Origin of the sequence: Dapis brunnea BLCC-M229 (genome assembly GCF_050015995.1) — a bacterium.
In the GTDB taxonomy this organism is placed as follows: domain Bacteria; phylum Cyanobacteriota; class Cyanobacteriia; order Cyanobacteriales; family Microcoleaceae; genus Trichodesmium.
Map to the genome: position 1 here is coordinate 14,266 of NZ_JBNHEP010000251.1, position 12,806 is coordinate 27,071.

Below are 12,806 nucleotides of genomic sequence, written 5' to 3' on the forward strand. Positions count from 1 at the left end.
AAAATACTTTTAAAGATGCTTTTTCAAATTTAGCCGATAAAATCATTGATTTAACCTCAAATGCAGTCTGCGCTTGAAAAATTTCATGTCAGTATTAATCGTGTTAGAGATTTAATAGCTCTTCATAATTCTGTTAGAGCTAAATCTACCTCTGCTCTCGACCTTTCAGATATGTTAAGAGCTGCCCTAGTTCTAGCTGTAAGTGCTTTAGACTATTACATACATGAAATTGTTAGATTAAGAATGCTAGAAATACATTGAGGTTTGCGTCCTGAACCACCTGCATTTTCTCGTTTTCAAATTTCTTTAGGTACTGCAAAATATGGGTTGAAAAATCCTCCTGACTTTGCATCTTATTTAGAATATGAAATTAGACAGCGACATAGTTATAAAAGTTTTCAACAACCAGATACTATAGCAGATGCAATTAGACTCATTTCAGATAAAAAATTGTGGTTAGAAGTTGCAAGTATTATGGGTAGAACAGATAAGGATATTAAGCAAGAATTAAAAATTATTATTGACCATCGAAATAAGATTGCTCACGAAGCAGATATAGATCCAACTTTAAGCTTAGGTAATAGATGGGCAATTAACGAAATTATGGTTGGTGGTGCAGTTGATTTGATCGAACAGGTTGTTGACAGTATTCATTCAATTCTTTAATAAGAGAAAGTTAGAAAGGTGTAAATAAAATGGTTAGAGTTAAAATCAGAAAATGAATACTCTTTGTACCAAGCGTGAAAAGTGTGATTAAAATACTTTACAGGAGATGTCTCTTATACCACTACTAATAATTCTTACCTAGACCTAAATTTTACTGACAGTTGTTATGCTTTATTAAGTCTAACTTCATGGAAAAACGGTATTAGGCGATCGCCACTCTTGGAGTTTATCTAAAAACTAAAGCGCAATAGTTGAATTAATCATCTATCTAATCAAATTAGGCGTTTCGCTGCGGGACATGAAACCCATAGAGGTGGGTAGCACTATCGCCACTATCGGAGTTTATCTAAAATCTAAAAACTAGAGCGCAATAGTTGAATTAATCATCTACCTCATCAAATGATGCGATCGCGTAGCGGTGGGTAGCACTATCGCCACTGTCGGAGTTTATCTAAAATCTAAAAACTAGAGCGCAATAGTTGATATCTGACGACTGAATGCTTACGAAAACAATTAACACCTTTAACCTCTACCTAACCAGGTGGTTTAGATAAAAATTAAAGGCGAGTATGTTAAAAAAATGAAAACTGTTATAAGTGATTATGATATAGAACTTAGGAATAGAAAAATTAACTACTGACTTGAGATATAGCATAGAGCGCGATCGCTAAACTTAACTGTGCTTGTTCAACTTCAGATAAATCATACCAATTAACAGGTTGCACTTTTGCTAAAGTATTTTCTACAGCATCATTTTGATCTCCACGCATTGAATAAGCAAGAGGACGCGCCATTACTTCCAAATCTTCCAAATCCCAACCAGGTAAAACTTCACTAACACAATGTACCAATTGATCTGAGAGAGATAAAGTAGAACCTAAACGATTTACCTGATCGACAACATTAATAGCAATCTTGCCTAACTTGTTGAGTAAATTCTTGGGAGCAAAACCTGCAAACTTTTCATATAAAGCATTCTGAGTATCAATAATCGGCCAAAGTTTGTCAGTTTGATTATAAAAATTTTGGCAAGCGGCAGTCATTTCTACATCATTGAGTAAATCAGATAAAGGTAGCTCTTGTTCGAGAGAATTAAAATAAGCGTCTGATTCTGGTGCTTCAGGATTCCAAGGATAAGCAATATCCTCCAGAACGATCGTACTTAAGAAATCTAATTCTACCTCAGTAGAGGCGTTAACAGAAAATTGAGAACGGGAAGGCTGATTATTCATAATTTTATTCCTGGATATGCATAAGAATTTTCTACTAGAAGTAGGTAATTAGCAATCAATATCTTTCTTTCCTACTTTTTTAGCTACAGGAGCAACCTAGTTAGTTCCGTAATCTAGCTAGGATTAACTACTAAAGTCTTCAGTTGTTTCAATCACAAACTCAAAAGCTTGACCTTGAGAACTGCCAAATTTTAACAGTGTTCCTGATTTTATAACAACCTCATCACGATGTATTCTTTGCCAACTACCAGACTGATAAATTAAAGTCCCGAAACGAGAAATATCTCGTAAAAAGTAAGTTTGTTCAACCTCTTCATTCGGTAAGCAACGACAAAAAATTTCCGCGTGTTTTTGGGAAACCCACCGCTCCAAAATCACCACATCATTGTCCTGAGAACGCCCAACCGCAATTGTACCAACCCAAATTGGCCAAACTTGATTATGATCGTCTTGAAAACGTAAAAAAGTCTTAGAAGTGTAACCGCTAATCCAAGTTGGAGAGTTAGTAGGTAGTTGAGTTACTAATTCATCAAATACTTCAACTAATTGACCATTGAACTCCGGGTGCATATACAATACTGGTAGAGTCCAAGCTGGTTGGTTAAATCTGTAGAGAGTTAATAATTGTTGTCTTGCTACTGCTACTGCCTGATCTATCAACATTCCCTCTGTCAAACCTTGAGCAAAAACTTGAATAAAACTTAAAGCTTCTCGATCAGCAATTTCATCTCGCATCCCTAAAACGGCAGGTACTCCATGATGAATTAATACTTCTGCTAGACTACTGCGTGGTATTGCCTTTACCTCACCAGAAGATAGACGCTCTGTAGCAGGTTGCGCTCCCCAGCAAGCATTGAATACTGCCAGGGTCACTCCATTACGAACTAAAATTTGTGCTAACTCAGTACCATTGAGGGTTGTCTCAGGTGCTAAAAACAACCAACCACCATCTGGACCTGGTGTACCGTGACCAGCATAAAAAAGTATATTATAAGTTTTTTTATCTAGATAGGAAATTAATTCTTCTGGAGTGGGCTGAATTAGTGTATCGACTCTACAAGGAATAATAGGATTAACTCTGGGTGCATTGGGCTTTGTAATATTGTGAGCTTTCAAAACCTCAATTAGTTGGGCTGCTTCTTCTTCGAGTTTTAATTTGGATGGAACTAGGGATTGATGGCCATTATTAGCTGTGGGGGATTGTCCTTTAGGGGTACTTTCCCCAATTACCAACAAAATATTCAGAAATTGGGAAGGTGGTTGGCTACGTAAAGAGTTAACATCACTGGTCGTACGACTAAACAAAATTTCCCGACTTAGAGAAAAGGCGGGTAAAGCGACTCCAGGTTGCATGATTTCCCAGGGTAGGGCAATTAATTCTGGTTCGCGAATATCCAATCTTACCCGTAAGGGCAATTCTTGGCCAATAGCAATACCTTGACTTTTGTGGAGACTATCAGCAATTTCTCCTTGAAATAGCCACTGCCACAGGTTAATACCCAAATTTTGCATTAGGCGACTGGTACGATTTATTTTGACACCAGATTTAGAGATGGCATGAATATTTGGGGTTGATGTTAAGGCAGTTTGAGGTGTACCTATTGGAATAGCAGGTAAACTGTGGGGAGAGAAGATTTCTAACCAAGTCTGCCAAGATTTTGATAAAGCTTCTGGCCATACCTGGTCATGGTGGACATATCCCTGTTGGACAGGAGCCTGCATTACCCAGACTGCAAAGTGATTGGCTTCTGGGATTTTCAGGCGGGTGATCGCTATACTTAGGCAAGGACTTTCTGGAGGGAAAGGCATTCAATTTTTTCTATACTATTCTTATTCTTAATGTACTGGAATGTACTGGAAGATATCTATGCTAGTTTACCTATATTATTGTAAGTCTTTAGGTTTCATTGCATCATAAGATAATTTTGGTTCTTGAAGCTGACCGAAATGTTGGAGAGATGACGGGTAAGTTTTGAGGGTTTATGGCCAAGTTGTTAGATATGGCTACTAAACAGTGGGATAAAGTGCTTTACAGGAACATCGAAACTAGGAAAGTTCTAGGAAAGTGGTAAATATGGGTTAAAAATATTGTTTTTGAAAGGAATAAGGAAGACTGAGGAGGGAAAAAGGTATGAGTCGGATTTACACAAAATTGAGTTATAAAATAGCCTCAAATATAGAGAGGAAAAGGTGTTTAGGTCAAAATTTTTAAATGTAAGGCTACAGGGGTTTCAGGTATTTTATAGCCCAATACGGTTCACTTAAGGATTTTTTTTGCAGTTCTATAATCTCAAGAGCTACTCTAATGGTTCTATACTATGAGAGTTTTGGTATTATAGCAGTCGCCATTACTAGGGCGGAGATTCTGGCTCCTCTCAAATTTAGTGGGTGGTGCGAATTTAGGGGCAAATGGCCATTCGCCCGTACTGATATAGCACTACGCATTAAGGTTAGGACATTTCCCCATCCTGAAACCCTTTGACAGTCTACTGTTCCCTATTCCCTATTCCCTATTCCCTAGCGCGTAGCGCCATACCAATTCACTTTAAATATGTCACAAATAGTTTCAAACTTTAGATGTGAAATAATTTCCTAAAATTACTGTAGCGTCAAAAAAGTTTGGAGCCTTTCATTAATAGATAATGGATAATTACCTCTCCCTAAAAGGTAGAGGATTGACTAAAAGGAAAAAATTTATTTCTCAAGGAGAGATTGGAGGCTAGCGAGGAGACCTCGCCATCCCATCCTAACGGACTGCTCCGCAAACGACCGCTTTTTCTCCTTGAAAGGGGAGGCTTTAAACCTGAATTATCTAATTATTTAATTGTTTAATTGTTTAATTGTTTCGGTAAAATCTTAATGGCTGAATGCATGACTTTTAACTTCCGTGAAACGGTATGACTTCTGAATTCGTGCCTTCTGAGTTCAGCTATATCTGAACTATATTGTTTTATAGCTGAGAAAATGTATAAGTATCATTTTAGATGTCAATCAGCTTTTATAGTTGTATTAAATAGCATTTAGCTATCGGCAATTTATAGCTTGAAAGGGTATTTAAACCGAGTTTTTAATAGCTGATAGCTAGTTAAGTAAAGTTTTTCTTTTAGAGAAAATCTGCTTCAAGACAGAAAAATACTTCAGAACAAGGATATTGATTTAATCAATTTTCCTTCTTCCTGCTTCTTTCTTACTTTTTCCTTCTCTAATAACAAATGTGGCAGTTGAAAAAATATAGTTGGCATCTTTTTCTATCTCTATTTACCTTTATAATTCTTGGTTCCTTTATTGCCAGAGGATATACTTTTCCTGTGGGAAATCATTACACTCATGTTCCTCAAATTAAATCAATGTTGAATCCTGAACTCTATACAAATGATTACTATGTTCAGGAAATGTTGAAGTTTACTCCCAGATATTACTATCAATATTTGATTTATTTTCTCAGCAAAGTTACTGGAAGTATTTCCCTCACTTATTTAATTTTTTATCTAATTTCATTTATTAGTTTTATCTGGGGTTTATCTGCCATAAGTAAAATTTTTACTCCATCTAAAATCTCAGCAACAGTTTTAATTTTTCTGAGTTTAACATCCTACACTTTGATGGGATATTTAAAACTTTTTCCTAATACTCCTATACCTGCTACATTTGCCATGAGTTTGACAGTTTGGGGGTTTTATTTTTGTTTTCGGCAAAGATGGATAATTGGTTATTTATTTTTTGGTATTGCTTCAATTTTACAATTTTTGGTTGGTGTTTTGCCGGGAGTTATGATGATTCCTATTATGTTAATTGAGGTAATAAAAAATCAGAAGGTTAAACAATTTAATTTCTGGGGAGAAGTCAACCAATTAGGGGAAGTAAAAAGTCAAAATTCAAAAGTGAAAAATATTACTCAATTAATCCATATTATGTTAGTTGAGGCAAGAAAAAATCAGAAATTTAAACAAGTTAAATCCTTTGGAAAAGTCAACCCCTTCGGAGAAGTAAAAAGTCAAAATTTACAAGTTAAAAGTATTACTAAATTGATGAATTGCCGGCTTAGGTATGAATTGATTTTTTTGGTGATTATACCGTTAATTATTTTATTTGGTTTTGCTTGTTTAGTTTATCTACCAATGGTATTAACTGGGACGACTAGCACTAATAAATTAACTAATGAAGAATTTGTTTTTATTTACGGTTGGGTAAGGAATCCTCATCATATTATTCCTGCTTATTGGAATTGGAAAAGTAGGTTAGATTTTATTTGTTTTATTTTGGGTGGTTGTTTGTGCATTCATCAAATCGATATTGCTAAATCGGAGTATTTCTGGCAGCAGTGGAGAACAGAGAAAAATTTTTCCCATAAATACTCTTTTCCAGAAGTCGAAATAGGAAAGATAAAAGAAAAAAAAGTCAGGGAAAAAAATTTAAGTTTTGCTGATGTGAGATGTCTAGAGAAATGGAAGTTTTATCTGATTATTGCTGAGTCAATTTTTGCTTTGTTTTTGGGTTATATTTTCGTGGAAATTTATCCTTTAGCTTTATTTGCTAAGTTACAGTTGGCAAGAACTGTTCCTTTTGCTCAGTTGATGATTTTTATTGCTGTGGGTGTTTTGGTTAATCAGTTATATCAACAGAGAAATTTAGGGGTTGGTTTACTGTTGATAATTGCTCTAATTTTGCCTGTACCTTATCAGGGCATTTGCTTTTTTATCTTATCATTGGGATTATTTTTTCGGGAGAGATGGCGCTACAAGTTAATAGTTTGGTTGATGCTGTTCGGATGGTTAATATTTTACTTATTACATCCACCGATAGATTCAATTGTTAATCGTTTTTTTGTGATGCCTGGTTTGTTTTTGGTGTTGATATTTCCATTTATGTTAGATGAAGTTGATGTGGCAATAGCTCAGAAAAATTTAATGACTTTTAGTTTAGCGATCGCCACTAGTTTAGTATTTGTTTTAGGATTATTTGAAGCGTTACCAGGAAAAATTTTAGAGGTATTTAAACAACAGGTAAAATTTAATCGAGTTCCCCAAGATGAAGTTACGAAACTAGCTTTAAGATTTAGGGAGATTAGCCATAAAGATGATGTAATTTTAATTCCTCCATTTGTGTCAAATTTTCAATTTTTTTCAGAGAGAGCGGTTATTGTTGACTTTAAACATTTTCCTCAAACAGATAGGGGAATTAGAGAGTGGAAAAATAGGATGGAAGATGTTTTTGGCGTTCCTTTGAATGATAAGTTAGCGGTGGGAGCGATGGAAATTTTGTTTCCGCAACAGACAGGAAAAGAATTAGTTAATGTGGTGAAAAAATATGGAGCTGAATATATTTTGACTAGGGTTGACTGGCATGGAGATATTCAAGGAAAAGTTCTGGATAAAGAAGGAAAATGGGTAATTTTTCAAATAAATTCTGATTAGTAGAGGCTTGGTTTATCAGCCAGAATTATAATTATTGATATAGTAATTAGGTAGGCATTCAGCTTTTGAAAGAATCAAGTAACTAACTCGTCTAGACTAAAATTGTGGGTAAGTTTGCTACTTACTTAAAACCTCTTCCCCAACCCCTCTCCTGCAAGGAGAGGGGAGAGATACCCTTCACAAGGGTAGGTTTTTTACCTTTGATTTAAATAGAGATGCTCTCCCTTCCCTTGCAGGGAAGGGGGTTGGGGGATTAGGTTTTTTAACCCACATTTCCCTATTTCCTGAATTACTACTCCCTACTCCCTACTCCCTATTCCCTATTAATTATGTCAAATCTCACAGTTAAAGACTTGGAAATATTGCAATGCACTCTGAATCAAGTAGGTTTAGATTATCAACTAGAATTAGACGAAGGAAAGATATTAGTTATGGGTCCGTCAGATATTGTTTCTAGTGAAGTTGGCGCTCAGTTAATTAGACTATTGGGTAATTGGGTTTATCCACGTCGTCTTGGACGTTTATTTGATTCTAGTGGTGCTTTTATCCTTCCAGATACTAATCTCAAAGTTCCTGATGTTTCTTTTGTTCGTGCCCAACGTCTGAAAAAAAGCGTTCGTTATTTTGGGGAATTGGTGCCAGACTTAGTAGTAGAAATTAAATCTCAAAGCGACAGAATTAAACCTTTAAAAGAGAAAATCAAGAAGTATTTAGAATTAGGAGCGGAAGTAGGAATTTTGATAGACCCAGACTAGGAAATAGTTGTAGTTTATCGCCCCAATGCTGAAGAAATTGAGTTGAGAAATGGAGATAATTTGACTATTCCTGAACTATTTGGTGAGTGGGAATTGCCTATTGTTGAACTTTGGCCTCCTGTGTTTGATGAAGAAGAATAAACTATCTTTATTTGAGGCGGTAAATTAGTAACTAAAAAAAATGCTTAGAAAACCTCGAAACTTTAAAGCTGGATATTCTTAATTAGATTACTACTCGCTGTAATAATTGCGAGTTTAAACTTTATGGCATCCGGTTTTTTTACAGTTGAGTAATACTCTGGAAAAATATGCCCAGAAATATAGTGCTACGCGCAAGGCAAAAGTCAAAAATAATCTATGACTAAGTTTGAGAATTTATAAATTTCCGCGCCCTTTGCTTCGATTGCTATACAAAGGACTTTCTTCCAGGTACAAGTCTAAACAAAAACCCCCCAGAAAGCGCCATTGAGATGGTACACTTCTAGGGGATTATTCTCTAAATTTAGGGGAAAAAAGCGCTCTAAGAAAAAATATCCCTCGTGCCAGTTCTCGGAAAACTAAGAACTAGCACAGGTTGTCGATCAATTTTTGCAAGCTAATAGAGTGCTTTGGCTTGAGGAGAAAGATTTTAGATATTTTGAGTCTAACTATATGATAAACTGTTGTTAGTCAGTCAGTTGGTAGAATAAGGGTAGAATCGTCATCCGGGTCCACACTTTGCAAAAAGGCTAAACCCGCATAATACTTCAACCCGCTCCCCCCGCTCCCCGTCACTTTCTCCAGTTCGTAGTTATCCAAACAAACAAACATCTCCCTGTTTTGCTTACCCGCTTGTTTTGTCGTTGCTTGAGTAGAGTTTTGATTGGTTGAGTTAGGAAAATTGCTTTGCTTTTGGTTTAACATTGGTTCCATTTTTTTCTTTCCGTAATACCAACAAGAATTACTTCTGCAATTTACACCTACCATTCTCATCTTTCCGGAAACTACCGACAAGAATTACTTCTTAATCTTTTGACAAATTGATTATCGAAACTATCCTCTGATTATCAACTTAACTTAAGATAAACCCCACCCCCATAATCTGATAAGCCACCCGTCACTTTCTCCAGTTCGTAGTCATCCAAACAAACAAACATCTCCCTGTTTTACTTACCCGCTTGTTTTGTCGTTGGTTGAGTTAGAAAAATTGCTTTGCTTTTGGTTTAACATTGGTTCCATTTTTTTCTTTCCGTAATACCAACAAGAATTGCTTCTGCAATTTACACCTACCATTCTCATCTTTCCGAAAACTACCGACAAGAATTACTTCTTTAGGACTTACGCAGAGACCATACATATAGCTTGACAAACTATAACGTTATAGTTTTTAAACTCCATATTATAGTACCTTTGCGTAAGTCCTGTTCTTAATCTTGTGATATTACTACATTTTGACTTGATGAGGGGAGAAGTCGGAATTGCTAAAGTCACACAGCATTCAAACAAATATTACTTTTAACTTTTGACTTTTGCCTTTTGACTAGATTTTCTTCTGCCTTCTAATACACCTTCCCTTAATTAACCACAATCAAAAAAACCTTCTCCTTCTAAATCTCATCTCTCCCTTTTATCTGTTCCCTTCCTCAAAACCGAGAAATATTCAACTGCCGTAACATTACCATTTTCTTCTGATGATGCTCCTGCATCCGCTGCAATACATCACACAAAAATTGCATCGCCTTATCAATATACAGCCCCTTGTTCAACATTACACATTCGGCTCGACTACCCATTGCTGCATCCGTAACCTCTGCGCGAGAAGCCATACCACCCTTTGCCAAAGACTCCAAAACCTGAGTTGCCCAAATCACAGGTACATGAGCAGCTTCGCACAACCACAATATTTCCTCCTGCACTTCCGACAAACGTTCAAACCCAACTTCCACACCCAAGTCACCCCGCGCCACCATAACTGCTATCCGTGGATGGCGTAAAGCAGTTAACAATAATTTTGGTAGTTGTTGAAAAGCTTTTTGATTCTCAATTTTCAGAATAATTCCTAATTCTCCAGCGTTGAGTTTTTCCAACTCCTCAATTAACTGTTCAATATCAGTAGGATGCTGTACAAATGAAATTGCCACCATATCGCCATGTTGGGCAACAAATTCTAAATCTTGCAAATCCTTTTGTGTCAATGCTGGTAACTTCAAGTCTGTATCTGGCAGGTTGATACCTTTTTCACTCTTCAGTTTAGCTTTACCCTCCCTAGCAGAAGTAATTTCTACCTGAAATTCCTCGGCTTCGACATGACGAATGACTCCAGCAATAATTCCATCATCAAAGAAAACTCTTTCCCCAATTCGCACATCTCGGAAAACTTCTGGCACATCACATCCTACTCTTGCAGGTTTATTTTTACTAGATGGTTCACCGAGAATATCACCTTTTTTCACTACCAAAGTATCTCCTTGGGAAAGGGAAAAATTTTTACCTTCAATTTTGCCAGTTCTTAATTTTGGACCTGCTAAGTCGAAGGAAATGCGACATGACTTCCCTAAATCTGTTTCCGCTTGTCGCAAATTTTGAATCATTTTTGTCCATACTTCCCGGTTGTCATGGGCGCAGTTAACGCGCATGATATTCATATCTTTGGCTAATAATTTGTGAATAATCTGAGGATCGTCAGCAGCTTCACTAGGCATTGTCACCATGATACGAGCATTTCTAAGTTCTGGTTTCGGACCCAATATCTCCAAAGTATGTTCTGTCAGAATGGCATTTCCCAATTCGTGGGTTATAGATAATTCTGCTTGTAATTCTGGTGGGATAGAACGATTATCTATTCTATGGAGTGCCTCTAAAACTGCATGAAGTGAGGCCATAACATGAGCTTCCATCCGACCGAGGGAACTTAACCCCAAGATACTAAGGTCATATTGTAAGTCTCGGATATCATGGCGACGTACTGCTAGATAATGAATCAGGTTTTGGGCACTTTTCCGATTATTAGGATAAATTTTTTCTAAGTTTTCAGCTTCTTGTAGTTCAAGGGCGATCGCTTCTGACCATATTTGTTTTAACCCTTGTAGGGAGCGCTCTATTCTTTCTGTACGAATAGTAGAAGCATCCAGTTGAGATATTTCTAGTCTCATCTTTATTTATATCAATTCTTTATACTCTCCTTATATCAAAATCTGCCGCTGAGATTCTCTCCCCAAAGTTAAGTTTGTTTTAAATTTTTGTTGCACGGTAAATGGTAATAAACAAAATTTGCTAAATTCTTCTTTCTTCTTCCTTCTCACTTGTTCCTTCTTCCTTAATTTCTAACACTTCACAAATCTGCTTATTCACATAATTATCATCTACATTTTTGGTAATTAATTCTGCCAAAATTCCTAAAGATATTAGCTGTACAGATAGAATAATACACAAAATTCCAAATAAAAATAAAGGGCGAGTACCTATAGGTCGAATCTCCATAAACCACAGTACAATTAAATAACCTAAAGATGTCATTCCTATAGCACCAAATAATAATCCTAAACTTCCAAACAAATGACCTGGTTTATGTAAATAATGAGTAGTTGCTAAAACCGTTAATAAATCAATAAAGCCACGGGTATAACGTTCTAAACCATATTTAGATTTTCCCTCTTTTCGCCGATGATGTCTGACAGTTACTTCAGTAATTTTAAATCCCAAACTATGAGCTAATACAGGAATATATCGATGTAGTTCTCCATAGACTTTGATACAGTCTAATACTTCTTTTTTATAAGCTTTTAAGCCACAGTTAAAATCATGTAATTTGACTCCAGTTAAAATTGATGTAACTCCATTAAATAATTTCGAGGGTAATGTTTTAGAAAGAGGGTCGTTACGATGTTTTCGCCATCCAGAAACTAAGTCATATCCTGACTCTAACTTCTCCAAAAACTTAGGTATTTCCGCCGGGTCATCTTGTAAGTCTGCATCTAAAGTAAAGATAATATTTCCTCTAGCTTTTTTAAATCCAGCAGATAAGGCAGAAGATTTGCCAAAGTTTCTTCTTAATCTAATTCCTTTAATTTTTTGGGGATATTTTTTGATTAATTCATTAATCTCTATCCAAGAGCGATCGCTACTCCCATCATCAACAAAAATTATTTCATAACTATTAATTTCGGCTAAATTCATTACATCCAAAATTCTCTCAAACAAGGGTTTGATTGTAGCTTCTTCGTTATAAACTGGAATCACAAAACTGAGGTATGTACTTTTCAATGTTCAATTCTAATTATCAAAACTATATTGATTGGTTCAAGTTATCCAATCTTGACGATTTTTCAATTTAACATAAACTAGCCTAAGATTAATCAGCAATTTATTTCCTAATCATACTAAGTCCGGTCTGCGAAAGAATTACTATTGATGAATGTAAGGTACTTATGCTAAAGGATTAGAGAGGAATTTTAATACTTTTGCTAACCGGATTTGGTATCAACTAAAATATCAAAAATTTAAACTATATTGATTGGTTAAAGCTATTCAATCTTGACGAATTTTCCATTTGACATAATCTCTGAAAATCTCCTAATTTAACTCTTAAATCTTGTCGGAATTTTTGAGTTTTGAATGGATGAGTTTTCAATTGGATATATTCCAACTTATCAAAAATATTTTGATTAGTTAGAGCTATTCAATTTTGAGGATTTTTCCATTTCAGATAATCTCTGAAAATCTCCTAATTTAACTCTTAAATCTTGTCGGAATTTTTGAGT

At 35.6% G+C, this 12,806-nt stretch carries 8 protein-coding genes and 1 pseudogene; 4 read left to right on the forward strand and 5 right to left on the reverse strand.

Annotation, left to right across the window (positions count from 1 at the left end):
- Nucleotides 1–60 precede the first annotated feature (60 nt).
- Nucleotides 61–261: a hypothetical protein gene (locus ACP6PM_RS28975; protein ID WP_426590349.1), complete on the forward strand. Its 201-nt coding sequence runs from the start codon at nt 61–63 to the stop codon at nt 259–261.
- Between the two features lie 3 nt (nt 262–264).
- The gene (locus ACP6PM_RS28980) at nt 265–666 is read left to right on the forward strand and encodes a hypothetical protein (RefSeq protein WP_426590350.1); all 402 of its coding nucleotides are present in this window, start codon (nt 265–267) and stop codon (nt 664–666) included.
- Between the two features lie 629 nt (nt 667–1,295).
- Here ACP6PM_RS28980 and ACP6PM_RS28985 read toward each other — a convergent pair.
- Nucleotides 1,296–1,898, reverse strand: a complete 603-nt coding sequence (locus tag ACP6PM_RS28985) for a hypothetical protein (RefSeq protein ID WP_426590351.1) — start codon at nt 1,896–1,898, stop codon at nt 1,296–1,298.
- 123 nt (nt 1,899–2,021) lie between these two features.
- The gene (locus ACP6PM_RS28990; protein WP_426590352.1) at nt 2,022–3,707 is read right to left on the reverse strand and encodes a CHAT domain-containing protein; all 1,686 of its coding nucleotides are present in this window, start codon (nt 3,705–3,707) and stop codon (nt 2,022–2,024) included.
- 1,403 nt (nt 3,708–5,110) lie between these two features.
- Between ACP6PM_RS28990 and ACP6PM_RS28995 the strand changes: the two genes are divergently transcribed.
- Nucleotides 5,111–7,312: a DUF6798 domain-containing protein gene (locus ACP6PM_RS28995; protein WP_426590353.1), complete on the forward strand. Its 2,202-nt coding sequence runs from the start codon at nt 5,111–5,113 to the stop codon at nt 7,310–7,312.
- 329 nt (nt 7,313–7,641) lie between these two features.
- Nucleotides 7,642–8,208, forward strand: a pseudogene (locus ACP6PM_RS29000) (Uma2 family endonuclease).
- Nucleotides 8,209–8,736: 528 nt separating this feature from the next.
- Here ACP6PM_RS29000 and ACP6PM_RS29005 read toward each other — a convergent pair.
- The 3 genes from ACP6PM_RS29005 to ACP6PM_RS29015 form a co-directional block, all read right to left on the reverse strand.
- Complete coding sequence (locus ACP6PM_RS29005; RefSeq protein ID WP_426590354.1) at nt 8,737–8,979, reverse strand: hypothetical protein; 243 nt, start codon at nt 8,977–8,979, stop codon at nt 8,737–8,739.
- A gap of 710 nt (nt 8,980–9,689) precedes the next feature.
- Nucleotides 9,690–11,198 (reverse strand): pyruvate kinase, encoded by a 1,509-nt coding sequence (locus ACP6PM_RS29010; RefSeq protein ID WP_426590355.1) that lies wholly within the window; start codon nt 11,196–11,198, stop codon nt 9,690–9,692.
- Between the two features lie 121 nt (nt 11,199–11,319).
- Entirely contained in the window at nt 11,320–12,309 is a 990-nt protein-coding gene (locus tag ACP6PM_RS29015; protein WP_426590356.1) for a glycosyltransferase family 2 protein, read from the reverse strand.
- Nucleotides 12,310–12,806: the final 497 nt, after the last annotated feature.